Source organism: Brevibacterium sp. LS14, from assembly GCF_012027885.1.
GTDB lineage: Bacteria > Actinomycetota > Actinomycetes > Actinomycetales > Brevibacteriaceae > Brevibacterium > Brevibacterium casei.
The window spans coordinates 12511-28607 of record NZ_SJXG01000046.1 but is presented as its reverse complement, the minus strand read 5'-3'; the positions used below and the strand labels follow the sequence as shown (position 1 = coordinate 28607).

The window sequence follows — 16097 nt, the reverse complement described above, 5'->3', positions numbered from 1 at the left end:
GACATGAACGACCGGGGCAGTGGAACGAGTCGGATCGCCTACGAGTTCCCCCACGGGCTGATGACCACAATCGAGGCCCCCGACCAACCCATCGACATCGACCACGCCCTGGCATTCGCCGACCTGGCCCGGATGCGACCATGCCGGTGGGTGACCCCTGAGCATCTGATGCCTGAGCAGCCGAACAGTGTGGAAGTCATGCCCTCGGAGACTCATGTCCGTGAACAGGCAGCCGAGGAGCAGAGACTGGCGGAAGTGGCCGAACGGGACCGGCGACTCCGCGAAGCCACAGAGAGATCGAATGCGGCACGGGCACGTCTGCGTCTCGAACACGCCATGGATTGGGAACACGCCGTCTTCCCAGCCTGTCTGCCTCCCGGGCATGACCCGGTGAGAATGAAGGCCCTGCCACCAGGAACAAGCGACCCGTTCGCTGCCACAGACGCTGAGCGAGGGTGCACGTCAGCACGGTCGTCGTCGTTGATCTGGTGTACGGGGAGGAGTCTGTGTGAGACGGATCCACCCCTCGGGCATCACCCGTTGGGGCCGGTCGAACCGATCACCGGACACCGGAGCCTGGCCCAACAGCGCAAGCACGCGATCGCCCAGCGTGCGAAACGACTGCGAGCCGCCACCGAGACCAAACGCCAACCAGCCCGACGGCGGAATACGGGTGGACGGAAACCGAAACCCCGCCGCACACCGGCAGTTCCGAACGTGTCGACGAGTCAGAACGTGTCGACGAGTCAAAGGACGCCCACAGTCCAGTCTGAGTCGAGTGGCCAGGCAACGTCGACTGCCGACCGAACGCCCGTCTCAACGATTGCACCCATTCAGGCAACTCGGTCACCGCAGAACACGCCAGGTGATCCCTGGAGCTGGTCCGCCGATTCCCTGACCGATGGCAACGCACCATGGAACGACAATCCCCCGACCCCTAGCACCGACACTGGCAGTCGTGCCGAGAAACCCTGGAGCACCCACACTGGCAGTCGTGTAGACGATCCTTGGGCCGGCCCGGCCGACGAATCCTCGACCTCGGGACACCGCAGGACAACGAACCTCGCCACCACGCCGACGTCTCCCAGCCCGACGACCGTGCACCCGACACCGACGACCGTGCACCCGACACCGACGAGCGCGAACCCGACACCGACGAGCGCGAACCCGAACCCCGAACCTGGCTCTGCCGCTCGAGGGCCCGTCACGGAGTACGACACGAGCTTCACCCGCCGGCCTGCACCGGTGATCAACTGGGACCACGACCCCATCACCGACCCGCCACCGTTCTGAGACACCACATCTGCCCGAAGCAACTGACGAGCGAAACCCCCGACGCAGACGCTGCGATGCGACAAGGGAACCTCAGGGATCTCGAATCACACCCAACACAGTCCGGAACTCTGGTGCGGTGCCTCGGTTTCTCCCCCTGGCAACGGCGACGGATTCCACGTCGACGGTGACAAGGTGATCTCAGAATTCGCATTCTCCATCGCGGTAACTACACGTATGGCATTTGTCTAACGTCACCGGAAGTTATCCACAGATTGAAAGAAAGTCTGGATAAATGGGAATTTCACGATTACATTGACAACCACTTCCGCTGCCGGGCAGCGGACTCGCCGACACTCACCAGGGGTTCACTGTGGAAGCCACCGAGGTCATCACGAGCGAGGTCCACAAGAGGATCAGAGACCTCGACGTGGATCCGCGAGTCGATGTGCAGCGTTCGCGAGAAGTCATCCGCACCGTCATCTCCGAATACGACGAACGCAGTCTGACGGCCAATCTTCCGCCTCTCGAAGACCGTGAGGCGACGTTCCGCTTCATCGACCACCAGCTTTCGGGGTTCGGAGCTCTGCAGGACTACTTCGAAGATCCGCGCGTCGAGGAGATCTGGATCAACTCCCCCAGCGAGGTCTTCATCGCCATCGACGGAGCTCACCAGCTGACTACGACAAAGCTCAGCCCCGGTGAACTCGACGACCTCATCGAACGGATGCTCCGCAGCTCCGGCCGCCGCGTCGACCTCTCACAGCCGTTCGTCGACGCGATGCTCCCCGACGGATCTCGACTCCACGTCGTCCTCCCCGACATCACCCGGTCCTCCCCCGCCGTGAACATCCGCAAGTTCATCCAGCGACCGAGGAACCTCGCCGGGCTGGTCGCCCAAGGCAGCCTCAGCCCGGCGGCGGCGCGGTTCCTCGACGCCGCGGTCGCGTGCGGTGCCAACATCCTCGTCTCGGGGGCAACACAGGCGGGCAAGACGACAATGCTCAACGCCCTCGCCGGCTCGATTCCCTCCCGCGAGCGCATCATCAGCTGCGAGGAGGTCTTCGAACTCAACCTCCCCAGTCGCGACTGGGTGCCGATGCAGTGTCGTCAACCCTCACTCGAGGGCACCGGCGAAGTCACCCTCCGCGCCCTCGTCAAGGAGGCGCTGCGGATGCGACCGACACGCATCATCGTCGGCGAGGTCCGCGAAGCCGAGAGCCTCGACCTCCTCGTCGCGCTCAATTCGGGCCTGCCGGGAATGGGGACGATCCACGCGAACTCCGCCCGCGCCGCGATCACGAAGATCTCCACCCTTCCCCTCCTCGCCGGGTCGAACATCTCCTCAGCCTTCGTCGTGCCCACCGTCGCGGTGAGCATCGACCTCGTCGTCCACCTGCGCAGGGACGCAACCGGGGTCAGGCTGGTCAGTGAGATCTGCGCCGTGCCCGGCGGAGTCGAAGGCGATGTGATCGAACTCGACACGATCTTCCATTCGCCCCAGGGCACGCTCGTCCGCGGACAGGGGTTCGGCCACCTCGGCGAGCGCTTCGCGATGATCGGCAAGGACCTCCACTCACTCCTGGAAGCGGCATGAGCTACTCGCAGCTGAGCCTGCTCATCGGCGCCTGTCTGGGGGCCGGGCTGCTGCTCGTCTGGATGTCGCTGTGGGAGCGGAAGCCGGCCACGCGAACGCAGCGGCGGTGGGTCCGCGAACTCGACGACATGCTCACGGCCGCGGGCTTCCCGCGGATGCATCCGATCCACCTCGTCCTCCTCACGCTCGCGCTCCTCATCGTCGTCACGATCGTCGCCACCGCACTGACGGGGTCCTGGGCTATCGCACTCTGCTTTGGCCTCTTCGCCTCATGGCTGCCCTACCGGTACCTGCAGCACCGCGCCCGAAGCAAACAGGTCCTCCGTCGCGAACTCTGGCCCGAGACCCTCGATCACCTCAACTCGGGCGTGCGGGCAGGACTCTCCCTGCCCGAAGCCCTCGGCTCGCTGGCCCATCGCGGTCCCGAACCCCTGCGCCCGCTCTTCGAGGTCTTCGCCGAGGAGTACCGCGCCAGCGGATCCTTCGCGATCGCGCTCGAGAGATTCCGGCAGGTCGCCGCCGACCCGGTCGCCGACAGGATCGTCGCGGCTCTGAGCGTGACGAGACAGGTCGGCGGCAGCGATCTCGGCACGATGCTGCGAGCACTCGCCCAGTTCGTCCGTGACGACGCGCGCACTCGAAACGAACTCTCCGCGCGGCAGCAGTGGACCGTCAACGGCGCCCGCCTCGCCGTCGCCGCTCCGTGGGTGGTCCTCGCCTTCCTCTCGACGCGACCGGAGACCGCGGCCGCGTACAACTCTCAGGCCGGACTCGTCCTCCTCTGCGCCGGATTCGCCGTCTCGCTCCTCGCCTACCAGGCGATGAAGAAGATCGGCCGACTCCCACAGGAACCGCGGGTCATCGCGGGCTCCTCGCTCACCCGCTCCCCGTTCCCCCGCGGCCCCGAAGCGGGTGGGACCGCATGAATGCGCTCACCGATCCTCTCACCGTCCTCATCCTCGGCACCGTCAACGGGTTGGCACTCGCATTCTTCGTCCTCTCGCTGCCGCCGCTGCGCCGCCCCACCCTCTCGGCGAGGATCGCACCATACCTGCGCGACCAGGAATCGCTCGTCGACATCTACGCCCCACCGACTCCGCGCCGAGAGGGCCTCATCGGGGTCCTCACCTCAACCGCGATGACGGCATCGGTGTGGATCACCTCGCGGATCACCACCGATGCGACGCTCAGTCGGCGGATCAGCCGCCTCGGCGGGCGGACATCCATCGAACGGTTCCGGACGAATCAGATCCTCAGCATCCTCACCGGCATGATCGTCGGCGGCGGCCTCGCCGCGCTCATCGCCGCTCAGCGCGGGTTCTCCCCTATCGTCGTCATCGTCCTCGTCATCAGCGGCGGCGTCGCCGGACACATCGTCAACGACTGGCGCCTGAGCCAGGCGATCGCGCGCCACGAATCGCGCATCCTCGCCGAGTTTCCCACGGTCGCCGAACTCCTCACCCTCTCCATCACCGCCGGAGAGGGAATCGTCGAAGCACTCGAACGGGTGTGCCGGACGTGTTCGGGCGACCTCGTCGACGAACTGCGCACCGCGCTCGCCGCGACCCGGACCGGCACCCCGCTCGTCGAGGCGCTCGACCAGATGGCCACACGCATCGCGATCCCCGAGATCGTCCAGTTCGTCGACGGCCTCGCCGTCTCGATGACCCGGGGCACACCGCTCGCCGAGGTGCTCCGTGCACAGGCCGCCGACGTCCGGGAGCAGTCCCGGCGCCGCCTCCTCGAACTCTCCGGACGCAAGGAGATCGGCATGCTCATCCCCGTCGTCGTCTTCGTCCTGCCCGTCACCGTGATCTTCGCGGTCTTCCCCTCCCTCGCCGTGCTCGACCTCAGTCCCTGAACCCCACCCGCCTCCCCGCAGAGAGAACCCACCCCATGAAGGAGACCCGATGTTCCATCACCTCATGACCCGCCTGACCCTGCTCACGCTCGGCTGGGCAGATGACGACCAGGCATCTCCGGGAGGCCGTGTCCTCCCCCGACGCACCGCTGGTCACCGCCGACGGACCGTCACCGGCCCCGGTTCGGGCTTTTCCCCTGCGCGAACCGACCGTGACCGCCCTGATCGCGGAGACGTCCCCGGCTGGGTGCTCATCACCCTGATGACCGCCGGGCTCGTCGTCGCCCTGTGGGCACTCGCCGGTGAGGCCTTCACGACGATGTTCGAGGACGCGATGAACAAGGTCAGAGGTGCCGGGTGAGCCCACCGTCGCGCCGAGACCGCTGCGAGGGCGGCGACACCGGGTCAGCGATCGCGGAGTTCGCTCTCGTCGCCTCCCTTCTCTCCCTCGTCCTCGCCGGTGCGCTGCAGATCGGCTTGGTCATCCACGTCCGCAACACCGTCATCGATTCGGCCATCGCCGGAGCCAGGCAGGCCGGGCTCGCCGACCAGACCGCGAGCGACGGGAGACGACTGACCGCCGAGCTCATCACCACGTCCCTCGGCAGCCGATACGCCGAGAAGATCACTGTGGCCTCGGAGAGCCGGGACGGAGTCGAGATCGTCGAGGTCAGTGTCCGCACACCGCTGCCGGTCGTCGGACTCTGGGGGCCCGCCGAGGTGTGGGAGCTGAGCGGACGGTCCCTCGTCGAGGACGTCGACCGTGACTGAGGTCGTCGACAGGGCCGCCGATCGGGCGGACTCGGGAACCGCCGTCGTTGAGTTCATCTTCGCCGCGGTCGTCCTGCTCGTTCCCGTCGTCTACCTCATGCTCGCGCTCTCCCAGCTGCAGGCCGCCAGCTACGCCACCACCTCGGCGGCGGTATCGGCCTCCCGGATCGCAGCGAGGGATGCGAACCCCTCGGAACAGCGCGCCGAGGATGTCGCCGCCATGCATTTCGCCGACTTCGGGCTCCGCGACGTCCCCATCTCGATCGCCTACTCATGCTCGGGACCCTGTGGACAGGCAGGCTCGCTCGTCACCGCCACCGTCGAGACGAAGGTCCCGCTGCCAGGGATTCCCCTGCTCTTCGGATCCGCGAACTCCCCGCACATCACCATGCGGGCCTCGCACACCGACGTCGTCGCAACCTCGGGAGAGGGGTGAGCCGTGGAGTCTGCGCGCACCGCAGACGCGGTATCGGTCGACCGGCACGGGTCGGACCGCGGGTCGATCACGCCGCTGGCCATCGGATTCGTCGTCATCGCTCTCCTGCTGGCGTTCCTCATCGCTGCCCTCACCGATCTCCATATGGCCCGGCGGGAACTCCAGGCGGTGGCGGACTCCGCGGCCCTCGCCGCCTCCGATTCCTTCGAGCCCGCCCCGGGTGACGACCCCGGACTCGTGTTCTCTCCGGACGCCGCCGAACGCGCAGCCGTCCGCTACGTCACCTCCGTCGACACCCCCGACGACCTGCGCAACATCGGCGTCGACGCCGACGTCGACGGCGAACACTCGGTGGTCATCCGCCTCCGCGCCGACTACATCCCAGCGGTTCTCTCCCCCTTCGTTCCCCGCTTCATCGACCTCAGCGCCACCGCCTACGCGCGAGGGTCGCTGCGGATCTCCTGACTCGGCGATCGCAGTACCAGCGCTCCTCTGCCACCCGACGGCGACTGGTGCTCGATTCCCTGTGGATAGCGATCCCACTCGTGAGCCCGAACCCTGTGGACGCTCAGCGGGAATCCACAGGGGTGCGGAACGGGGTTGGCACCGCGGTACTGGTCGGCAACGCTGTGACGATGAGGACGACCGGAGTGCTCCAGACCATCGATCGCAGCGCCCACGTTCGCACCGACATCCTCGATGCCGACGGCGATCTGCCGCTGCTCGACGTCCTCTCGACCGTCCTCGGCAGACCTGTTTCCGTCGACGAGGTGGGCGCCGCCGATCGTCCTGGCGACCTCCCGTCGGCGGACCCTGACATGGCCGAGGGCGAGCGCCACAGCATCCGCACACCGACGTGGGCCGAGTGGCGGGCGGACCACCCGGTCACCGTGATCGGCGCCCACCGGTTCCAACGCGGGAGCGGACCGACGAGCGTCGCGGTCGTCGCCGGTCCGGATTCGGGGTTCGATCTGCACATCGATCCCAGGACGACCCTGCTCAGCCGCGTCCCGACCGACGGAGCGCTCCTCCTCGCCGATCCCTGTCTCTCCCGCTCGCCCACCCTCCTCGATCTCGGCGCCTCAGGGACCCACACCGTGATCGGATCCTCGATCGTCGTTCCCGGATCCGTCCTCGACCGGGTCGGGCGCGGTGCACCGCCCCCTCCGCCGTCAGGAATCGGTGGACGCGACACCGTCCACGTCGCCCCGGCCGCGGTCGAGGAGCCGCGCCCGGCCCGGCCCCCGCAGTGGTGGGCATTCCTCATCCCGATCGGAATCGGCATCGCCCTCGCCCTGCTCACGGGCATGTGGTGGTTCCTCCTCTTCAGCCTGTCTGCGCCCCTGTCCGGTTACCTTGCCCACATCGTCGAGAAGCGTCGATTCACGCGCGAGAGCGCCCAACACCTCGTCGACACCGCTCTCGCGCTCGACGCGGCCGTCACCCGTGCCGAGGGCCTCGTCGGCGCACGCCGTCGTGACGCCATGGAGATCCCCGGACTGTGCCTCGGGTTCGGGTCGAGCATCAGTCGCATCAGCATCGCACCGGAGTTGGCCGACCGCATCGATCACTTCGACGAGCACGCCGTCATCGCAGACACTCCGATCTCGGTCGACCCGCGAGTGACCTCGATCGTCGTCACCGGCGAGCACGACCTCCTGCTGTCGATGCTCCTGGCCTGGCTTGCCGATCGGCGGTGGGAATGGAGACTTTCGGCGAACCTCGAACGCCGCCCCGAACTCGTCGGGTTCGCTGCCGCCTCCGGGACCGCAACGGCCACCGACCCTCGCACGTCAGCGGAAATCGCCCTCGACATCGACAGCACCGGAACATGCGCCATCCTCCGTCTGGAGGCACCCGCACCGACCGCCACGGTCGCCTTCGTACTCAGCAGGCTCGGCCGGGCCCGGACGACGACGTCGACGGCCCCCGACGGCCCGGTCCCGGGGAGGCAGTTCACTGCCAGCCTCATGCCGCCGGGCCGGTTTCACAGCCTCGTGTCCGGCAGCTCACCGCCGGCGACGGCAGTCGACCTCCACCACGGTCTCGGAGACCACTACGACGACTCTCCGTCGTCGATCATCGGTCGGTGGAACGCACGATCCCACCGTCCCGTGATCGTCGGAAGAGGACCCGCGGGCACGGTGAGCATCGACCTCTTCCGGGACGGACCCCATGCCCTCGTCGCCGGCACGACAGGCAGCGGGAAGTCGCTGCTCCTCCAGACCTGGCTCCTGGGCCTGGCGCTCGAGCACCCTCCCGACCAGGTCGCGTTCATCCTCATCGACTTCAAGGGAGGAGCCACCTTCGCGCCGCTTGAAGCGCTGCCTCACACCGACAGCGTCCTCGACGACTTCGACTCCGCCGCCGCCTTCCGCGCGCTCGTCTCCGTTCGGGCGGAGATCACGCGCCGTGAGCGACTGCTCGCCGCCCATGGCTGCGCCTCGATCGACGACCTCGCCGACCCTCCACCCCGCCTCGTCGTCGTCATCGACGAATTCCATGCCCTCATGTCGACCCACCCCCGTGCCGCCGACCTCCTCGAACATCTCACTGCCCTCGGGCGGTCGCTGGGCGTCCACCTCATCCTCGCCACCCAGCGGCCGCTTGGCATCGTCACCGGTCAGATGAAGGCGAACATCAACATCCGGATCTGCCTGCGGGTCCGCGACGACGCTGACTCCCTCGACGTCATCGGAGTTCCCGACGCCGCCCACCTGCCGCCGGGGTGCCCTGGGACAGCGCTGCTCGATGCCGGATCCTCTCTCACCCGTTTCCGCGTGGCTGTCCCCTTCGCCGAGGCGGTCGCCGACCCCGGCCCGCACCGCCTGCGACTGCGACCGTGGAGTCCCGGGTGCGACGCCGGGTCGACCACCGGCGATGTCCGGGGGATATCGGTCGACCGCCTCGTCGACGCCCACCGTCGTGCCTCACCGACGACGGCGGTGAGTCAGGGTCGAGTGGTGCGCCCGCCTCTGCCCGAGACCGATGGAGTCGCCGCTCGAGCGGCAAGCCTCGACCGGTCGGCAGCAGGCCGGGACCAGTTGGCACCGCGACCGCCGTTCACGGGAATCGTCGACATTCCCGCCGAACAGAGTCAGTACGTATGGACCTTTGATCCACACGTCGACGGCTCGGTCGCCGTCATCGGGGATCCCGGCTCCGACGTCGCCGCAGCTCTCGCACAGATGGCGGCCAGTGCCTCGGTTACCCATCGCATCGTCGCCCTCGGTCGCATCGCCGAGATCATCGACTGGGCGGCGATCCGATGCGGGACGGCCTCAGGATGGCGGCTCCATGTCGTCATCGATCACCTTTCCCGGACGACCGAGAGTGCGAGCAGGCCGGAGCCGACGCTCGTCGTCTGCGACCACTGGAGCGAACTCGTCGACTCCCTCGACCACCGAACGGCGGGAGCCCTCGAGCGTCTCCTCGCCCACGCGGCGGGCTTCGGCCTCACCTTCCTCCTCGCCGGATGTCGTTCGGCGCTGCTGAGCACGTCGACCTTCCCGACGAGAGTGACCTTCCCACCGAGCAACGGCGGCGACGGACTGAGTGTCGGGCTCTCCCGGCAGCGCTTCCTCGGGACATGGCCGCGCCTGCGTGCGGTCCTCACCGGTCCCCGCGTCGCGACGACCGGCAGCGAGGGCGCCGACCTGCAACTCAGACTCTTCGACCCGCACGCCCCCGACATCGGCGACGTCCCTGCCACTGGGACCCCGGCCAGTCGGACTCCAGCCTCTCGGCCCCCGGCCACCCAGGCTCATGCGGTGGCCGGCGGGTCATGCGCGAACAGGTCACCCCGGCTCAGAGCTCAACCCCGGTGGCACGGTCTCGACGATGACCGCTGCCTCGACGACGCGACTGCCGAGGCGATCCGCCGATGGGGAAAGGGAACGGTTCCACTTGGTGTCGACCCCTTCGGCGCCGTCGTCGACTGGGACCCTGCCCGAGACGGCTCCGTGCTCACCGTGCGCGGCTCCCCGAAGAGCGGGCGGACCGAACTGGCACAGAGGATGCTGGCGACCGGTCGGGACATCCACATCACCGACGATGCGCACCTGCTCGGCGACGCGGCCGCACTCGACCTCCGTGACGGCGGGCTCCATGTCGTGACGATGCCGGTGCGCTTCACCCCCGGGTACGGTTCGCCCCTGAGCAGAGCGCACACCCTCGGCCCGGTGCTGGTGATCGGCAGCCACACCCGACAGGACCTCAGTGATCTGGGAATCCTCGGTCTGCCTCCGCTCGACGGCACCCCGGGGACCGGATGGTTCGTCACCGAGGAGCGCACCCGCGCGGTCAGACTGTTCCGGGCCGCGGCGATGTCGGACCCGTCTCAGTGCGTATCGGCAGGAGGTCCCGTGAGCGTCTCATAACGGTAGAGTTCACTCGCCTGGCCGGCGGCGAGGAGCCGATCGGCGAGCGCGGAGACGACCGGCATCCCGCTCGTACCTTCGATGACGACATCGGCGTCGACCGAGAGCCTCGCGAGCAGCAACTCGGCGTCGGCGACCGCCGCCTCGAACTGCTCGGGTGATGCGTCGGCGACGTCCTCGCGGGTCTCGAACATCGAGCCGAGGATGAGTTCCGTCGCCGGCTCCTCCTCGGCGTTCCCGGGCAGGTTCGCCGAGGCATCCTGGGCACCGCCGACCGGTGCAGGCTCGGCTTCGCGGGCATAGGAGACGGCGAAGGCACTCAGCCCGCTCGCCGCATCGCTGCCGGAACCGGCCGCCGCGGAATCGCTCGTGAGCAGGGCCGCACCGTGGGCACCGGCGGCCTCGGAGAGGAACGCCGTGGCCACCTGACCGATCGTCAGCGGCGCGACCGCATCATCACGGTTGACCGCCGCGTACCACTGAGCGAACGCCTTCGTCAGCTTGACCGAGCCCGTCGAGACGATCTCGAGGTCCTCGGCGCGGCCGCCGCCGCTCGGCGGCAGAGCACCAGCGGGAACCTTGATCACCCGCGTCGTCGTCAGCGGCACGAAGCCGAGCGCCTCGGCGAACTTCTCCCCGACGCTTCCGGCCTCGACACGGGCACGGAGGTCAAGGCCTTCGAGCGCGGTGCCGGCGGTCTCGGCGGACACCGCCTCGAAGAGCTCACGCCCAAGACCGTGCCCGCGCTCCTCGGCGGCGACCTCGACGTTCACCCACGCTCGGTGCGGGTGAAGCGGGGATTCCATGATCGCTGCGGCACCGACGGGGACACCGGGGACCACCTCGGCGAGGACGGAGCGCAGCAGCGGCGAGTCGGAGGCCGGCCGGAACAGGGAGCGGGCCATGTGAGCGGCCGGAGTCGGGGCATCGGCGAACACCTCGTTCAGTCGCAGATCGTCACCGTCGGCAAGTGGTCTGATCGGCATGGGAAGCGCTCCTAGCGGCATGTCAGATGTTGATAATCTTGGCGTCATGACTGACTTAAGCGATCCTACCGCCGCCGCACAGGCAGCGGCCACGACCATCAACTCCGCCGCCGGGATCGACTCCCACGACATCGCCCTCGTCCTCGGATCCGGATGGGGTGGAGCAGCCGAGCTGCTCGGCGAAACGGTCAGTGAGATCCCCGCCGCCGAAGTCCCCGGCTTCCACGCCCCGGCCGTCGCCGGACACGGCGCGACCCTGCGGACGGTCCGGATCGAATCGAGCGGGAAGTACGCTCTCGTCCTCGGCTCGCGCACCCATTACTACGAGGGCAAGGGTGTCCGCGCCGTCGCCCACGGGGTGCGCACAGCCGCAGCCGCCGGCTGCCAGAGCCTTGTCCTCACCAACGGCTGCGGCGGACTCAACCGGAACTGGAAACCCGGCACCCCGGTCCTCATCTCCGACCACATCAACCTCACCGGCACCTCCCCCATCGAGGGCGCGAACTTCGTCGACCTCACCGACCTCTACTCCCCGCGCATGCGCGGCATCGCCAAGGAGATCGACCCCACCCTCGATGAGGGTGTCTACGCCCAGTTCTCCGGCCCCCACTACGAGACGCCCGCCGAGGTGCGCATGGCCGGGATCCTCGGCGCCGACCTCGTCGGCATGTCGACGACGCTCGAGGCCATCGCCGCACGTCAGGCAGGACTCGAGCTCATGGGCATCTCGCTCGTGACGAACCTCGCCGCCGGCATCCAGGAGACCCCGCTCTCCCACGCCGAGGTCATCGAGGCCGGTGCCGCTGCCGCTCCGCGGATCTCCCGGCTGCTCGCCGACATCGTCGGAAAGCTCTGAGACATGAGTGCCTCGACCGAACGCGTCGCCGACCGCTTCACGCAGGGATTCGACGCCGAGACCGTCCGCGCCTGGATCGCCGATGACCCCGATGAGGAGACCGCGACGTCACTGACGAGCATCCTCGCCGAGGCGGAGGCCGGGGATGCGGCGGCGCTCGCCGACCTCGAGGACCGGTTCTCAGGTCCCCTCGTCTTCGGCACCGCGGGACTGCGCGGGGAGATCGCCGCCGGGCCGAACCGGATGAACCGTTCGGTCGTCATCCGCGCCGCCGCCGGCCTCTCGGCGTTCCTCGCCGAGACCGTGGGACCGGGCTTCCGCGTCGTCATCGGCTGCGATGCCCGCTACAAATCGGCCGACTTCGCCCGGGACACCGCCGCCGTCGTCACCGCCGCCGGTGGTGTGGCCATCCAGCTGCCCGAGCAGCTGCCGACCCCGCTCACTGCGTTCGCCCTCACCCACTTACGGGCCGACGCCGCGGTCATGGTCACCGCCAGCCACAATCCGCCCGCGGACAACGGCTACAAGGTCTATCTCGGGCAGCGTCCGCTGCTCGCGATCGAGCCCGACGCCGCGACCGCCCGGGCGGGTGCCGGAGCCCAGATCGTCCCACCCGCAGATGCGCTCATCGCGGAGAGGATCGCCGAGGTGCCCTCCGTCGCCTCGGTCCCGCGCGCCGAATCCGGGTGGGAGCTCCTCGACTCCTCGATCGTCGACTCCTACCTCGAGTCCATCGAGGCCCTCGGGGTTCGCGCGAGCGCCGACCTGCGGATCGTGCTGACCTCCCTCCACGGTGTCGGTGCCGGAGTCGCCGAGGCGGCCCTCGCCCTCACCGGGTTCTCCGACGTCCACCCGGTGTCGAGTCAGCAGGCCCCAGACCCCGACTTCCCGACGGTGACCTTCCCCAATCCGGAGGAGGCCGGTGCGCTCGACGAGTCGTACGCTCTGGCCCGGGAGATCGACGCCGACCTCATCATCGCCAACGACCCCGATGCGGACCGGTTCTCGGCAGCGATCCCCGACGCGACGGCACCGACTGGGTTCCGGCAGCTGACCGGCGACGAGGTGGGACTCCTCCTCGGCGAGGACATCGCCGCCCGCCTGGCGGCCGAAGCACCGGCTTCCACCCCGCCCGCGCCGGAGTCGCAGACGACCCCCGTCTTCGCGAATTCGATCGTCTCCTCCCGCGGACTCGCGGCAGCCGTACAGGCTCACGGGTTCGCCGCCGTGCAGACGCTCACCGGCTTCAAGTGGATCTCCCGCGTGCCGGGGCTCGTCTTCGGCTACGAGGAGGCGCTCGGCTACTGCGTCGATCCGAGTGTCGTCCGTGACAAGGACGGCATCTCCGCGGCCGTGACGTTCGCAGCGCTGGCCTCACGCCTCGAACACGAAGGATCGTCGATCGAGGCCGAACTCGACCGGATCCGCTCCCGCGACGGGTACTACGCGACGGCTCCGCTGAGCTTCCGCCTCGACGACGTCTCACTCATCGCCGCGGCGATGGCGAAGCTGCGGGAGGACCCGCCGGCGATGTTGGCCGGCTCCCCCGTCGTCGCGGTCCACGACCTCTCGAGCGGTTTCGACGGCCTGCCGCCGACCGACGGCATCCTCCTGCTCTCGGAGTCGGATTCCCGGGTCATCGTCCGGCCCTCAGGCACAGAGCCCAAACTCAAGTGCTACCTCGAGGTCGTCGGGACTCCGGAGCTCGCCGAGGCGGCCCGAGCAGAAGACGACCGTGCCCTCGCCGCCGCCGGGCTCTCGGCCGGGAACTCCTCGGCGAGTGCGGCCCTGGGTCCGGCGCTGCGCGAACGGCTGTCGACGATCTCCGCGGAGCTCAAGGCCTACTTCGGGCTCTGAGCCGAAGCACGGTGGACACGGCGCATGGACCGTGTCCGTGCGGGTTCACCGTGCCGGCGGCCCTCAGTCGCTCAGCCCAGCGAGGATCGCAGCCGAACCGGAGAGGCCGAGACGCGAGGCACCAGCGGAGATCATCTCCTCGGCGGCTTCGACGGTGCGGATGCCGCCGGAGGCCTTGACGCCGAGGCGGTCGCCGACGGTCTCGCGCATGAGGGCGACGGCGTGGGCGCTCGCTCCTCCTGCCGGGTGGAAGCCGGTCGAGGTCTTGACGAAGTCGGCTCCGGCCGCCTCGGCGCGAGCGCAGACCTCGACGATCTGCTCATCGGTCAGGGCTGCCGACTCGATGATCACCTTGACGAGCGCATCGCCGCTGGCCTCGACGACTCCGCGGATGTCGGCCTCGACGGCGTCATAGTCCCCGGCGATCGCCTGGCCGATGTTGATGACCATGTCGACCTCGTCGGCTCCGTCGGCGACGGCGCGCTCGGTCTCAGCGGCCTTGATCTCCGGCTTGACCTGGCCTGAGGGGAATCCGACGACGGTGGCGACGACGAGGTCACCGGTCTCCCTCAGCGGCAGCATCGACGGGGAGACGCACACGGCGAGCACGCCCAGTTCCTTCGCCTCAGCGACGAGGGCGTCGACGTCGGCCGGAGTCGCCTCGGGCTTGAGCAGGGTGTGGTCGATGATTGTCGCGACGTCGGTGCGGCTGGTCATGGTGTCCTCCAGAAGTGGGTGCAGGTGTTCGTCTGCGGTGTCGTGGGCTGGTCTCGGTCTGGGTCTACGTGATCGTCTCGAGGACGATCGAGTCGGCGACGGAGTCGGTGTCTCCCCCGATCTCGTAGGCGCCGACGAGGGACTCGAGCGCCCGTTCGAAGCGCTCCGGAGTGTCGGTGTGCAGGGTGAGCAGCGGGTCGCCGGCGGCGACGGTGTCCCCGGGCTTCGCGTGGAGTTCGATGCCGGCGACGGCCTGCACCGGGTCCTCCTTCCGGGCGCGACCGGCGCCGAGGCGCCACGAGGCGACCCCGACGGAGAGCGCGTCGAGTTTGGTGAGCACCCCGGACTCGGGGGCGAAGACGACCTCGGTGTCCTTGGCCACCGGCAGCGGGGCCTCGGGGTCACCGTGCTGAGCGCGGATCATCGCCGTCCACTTGTCCATCGCCCGGCCGTCGTTGAGCGCCGCGCGGACGTCGACATCGGTCTTGCCCGCCAGGCGCAGCATCTCCTCGGCGAGCGCCACGGTGAGGTCGACGACGTCGGAGGGTCCCCCGCCGGCGAGGACCTCGACGGACTCGCGCACCTCGAGGGCGTTGCCGACTGTCAGGCCGAGCGGCGTCGACATGTCGGTGAGCAGCGCGGAGGTCTCCACTCCCGCGGCCTTCCCGAGGTCGACCATCGTCCGGGCGAGCCGACGCGCCTTCTCGAGGTCCTTCATGAACGCCCCGGAGCCGACCTTGACGTCGAGGACGAGGCCCGCGGTGCCCTCGGCGATCTTCTTCGACATGATCGACGAGGCGATGAGCGGGATGCAGTCGACGGTCGCGGTCGTGTCCCGCAGGGCGTAGAGCTTCTTGTCCGCCGGAGCAAGCCCGGAGCCCGCGGCGCAGATGACGGCGCCGATGTCCTCGAGCTGGGTGAGGATCTCCTCATTGCTCAGTCCCGCCTGCCAGCCGGGGATCGCCTCGAGCTTGTCGAGGGTGCCGCCCGTGTGCCCGAGACCGCGGCCGGAGAGCTGCGGGACGGCGACGTCGAAGACGGCGACGAGCGGGGCGAGCGGCAGGGTGATCTTGTCCCCGACCCCACCCGTCGAATGCTTGTCCGAGGTCGTGCGCGACAGCGAGGAGAAGTCCATCCGCTCCCCCGAGGCGATCATCGCCTGGGTCCAGTGCGCGATCTCCTCAGGCCCCATGTCGTTGAGGAAGATCGCCATGGCCAGTGCCGCCATCTGCTCGTCGGCGACGACGCCGCGCGTGTACGCGTCGATGACCCAGTCGATCTGGTCCTTCGGCAACGGCTTCCCATCGCGTTTGGTCGCGATGACGTCGACGGCGTCGAATGCCTCTACGGTCACGTGGTCCTCCG

Annotated in this window: 13 protein-coding genes; 10 read left to right on the top strand and 3 right to left on the bottom strand. The window is 68.8% G+C overall.

Annotated elements, in window-relative coordinates; all coding sequences use genetic code 11:
- Positions 1–1645 precede the first annotated feature (1645 nt).
- The 8 genes from EZE58_RS08060 to EZE58_RS08025 all read left to right on the top strand — a co-directional run bounded on the left by EZE58_RS08060 (position 1646) and on the right by EZE58_RS08025 (position 10316).
- Positions 1646–2869, top strand: a complete 1224-nt coding sequence (locus EZE58_RS08060; protein ID WP_063250532.1) for an ATPase, T2SS/T4P/T4SS family — start codon at positions 1646–1648, stop codon at positions 2867–2869.
- On the top strand, positions 2866–3795 hold the full coding sequence (locus EZE58_RS08055; RefSeq protein WP_063250531.1) for a type II secretion system F family protein: 930 nt from the start codon (positions 2866–2868) through the stop codon (positions 3793–3795). Before EZE58_RS08060 ends, EZE58_RS08055 begins: the two co-directional genes overlap by 4 nt.
- Positions 3792–4730 carry a type II secretion system F family protein gene (locus EZE58_RS08050; protein WP_009376023.1) on the top strand — a complete coding sequence of 313 codons (939 nt, stop codon included), beginning with the start codon at positions 3792–3794 and terminating at the stop codon, positions 4728–4730. Before EZE58_RS08055 ends, EZE58_RS08050 begins: the two co-directional genes overlap by 4 nt.
- Positions 4731–4809: 79 nt before the next feature.
- Positions 4810–5091 carry a hypothetical protein gene (locus tag EZE58_RS08045; protein ID WP_051995494.1) on the top strand — a complete coding sequence of 94 codons (282 nt, stop codon included), beginning with the start codon at positions 4810–4812 and terminating at the stop codon, positions 5089–5091.
- Positions 5088–5501, top strand: a complete 414-nt coding sequence (locus EZE58_RS08040; protein ID WP_009376027.1) for a TadE/TadG family type IV pilus assembly protein — start codon at positions 5088–5090, stop codon at positions 5499–5501. The genes EZE58_RS08045 and EZE58_RS08040 overlap by 4 nt, the downstream gene beginning before the upstream one ends.
- On the top strand, positions 5494–5937 hold the full coding sequence (locus tag EZE58_RS08035) for a hypothetical protein (RefSeq protein WP_167560231.1): 444 nt from the start codon (positions 5494–5496) through the stop codon (positions 5935–5937). The genes EZE58_RS08040 and EZE58_RS08035 overlap by 8 nt, the downstream gene beginning before the upstream one ends.
- A 3-nt stretch (positions 5938–5940) precedes the next feature.
- Positions 5941–6402, top strand: a complete 462-nt coding sequence (locus EZE58_RS08030) for a pilus assembly protein TadG-related protein (protein WP_063250529.1) — start codon at positions 5941–5943, stop codon at positions 6400–6402.
- A gap of 170 nt (positions 6403–6572) precedes the next feature.
- Entirely contained in the window at positions 6573–10316 is a 3744-nt protein-coding gene (locus EZE58_RS08025; RefSeq protein WP_167560229.1) for an FtsK/SpoIIIE domain-containing protein, read from the top strand.
- Here the strand turns inward: EZE58_RS08025 and EZE58_RS08020 are convergent.
- Positions 10277–11302, bottom strand: coding sequence for a GNAT family N-acetyltransferase (locus EZE58_RS08020; RefSeq protein WP_009376035.1), 1026 nt, complete (start codon positions 11300–11302; stop codon positions 10277–10279). The two genes, EZE58_RS08025 and EZE58_RS08020, sit on opposite strands and share 40 nt — an antisense overlap.
- Positions 11303–11348: 46 nt before the next feature.
- On the opposite strand from EZE58_RS08020, the gene EZE58_RS08015 reads away from it, so the two are divergent.
- Both EZE58_RS08015 and EZE58_RS08010 read left to right on the top strand, forming a co-directional pair.
- On the top strand, positions 11349–12158 hold the full coding sequence (locus EZE58_RS08015; RefSeq protein WP_009376037.1) for a purine-nucleoside phosphorylase: 810 nt from the start codon (positions 11349–11351) through the stop codon (positions 12156–12158).
- Between the two features lie 3 nt (positions 12159–12161).
- Entirely contained in the window at positions 12162–14015 is a 1854-nt protein-coding gene (locus EZE58_RS08010; RefSeq protein WP_167560227.1) for a phospho-sugar mutase, read from the top strand.
- Between the two features lie 63 nt (positions 14016–14078).
- Here the strand turns inward: EZE58_RS08010 and deoC are convergent, their stop codons facing one another.
- The gene (deoC, locus tag EZE58_RS08005; RefSeq protein ID WP_009376046.1) at positions 14079–14732 is read right to left on the bottom strand and encodes a deoxyribose-phosphate aldolase; all 654 of its coding nucleotides are present in this window, start codon (positions 14730–14732) and stop codon (positions 14079–14081) included.
- A 64-nt stretch (positions 14733–14796) separates the two neighbouring features.
- Positions 14797–16086: a thymidine phosphorylase gene (locus EZE58_RS08000; protein ID WP_009376049.1), complete on the bottom strand. Its 1290-nt coding sequence runs from the start codon at positions 16084–16086 to the stop codon at positions 14797–14799.
- Positions 16087–16097: the final 11 nt, after the last annotated feature.

What these genes read in the sequence shown, in the direction of transcription:
- EZE58_RS08050 (WP_009376023.1), top strand. Translation starts at nt 3,792, where the DNA reads ATGAATGCGCTCACCGATCCTCTCACCGTCCTCATCCTCGGCACCGTC.
- EZE58_RS08020 (WP_009376035.1), bottom strand. Translation starts at nt 11,302, where the DNA reads ATGCCGATCAGACCACTTGCCGACGGTGACGATCTGCGACTGAACGAG.
- EZE58_RS08015 (WP_009376037.1), top strand. Translation starts at nt 11,349, where the DNA reads ATGACTGACTTAAGCGATCCTACCGCCGCCGCACAGGCAGCGGCCACG.
- EZE58_RS08010 (WP_167560227.1), top strand. Translation starts at nt 12,162, where the DNA reads ATGAGTGCCTCGACCGAACGCGTCGCCGACCGCTTCACGCAGGGATTC.
- EZE58_RS08025 (WP_167560229.1), top strand. Translation starts at nt 6,573, where the DNA reads ATGAGGACGACCGGAGTGCTCCAGACCATCGATCGCAGCGCCCACGTT.
- deoC (WP_009376046.1), bottom strand. Translation starts at nt 14,732, where the DNA reads ATGACCAGCCGCACCGACGTCGCGACAATCATCGACCACACCCTGCTC.
- EZE58_RS08055 (WP_063250531.1), top strand. Translation starts at nt 2,866, where the DNA reads ATGAGCTACTCGCAGCTGAGCCTGCTCATCGGCGCCTGTCTGGGGGCC.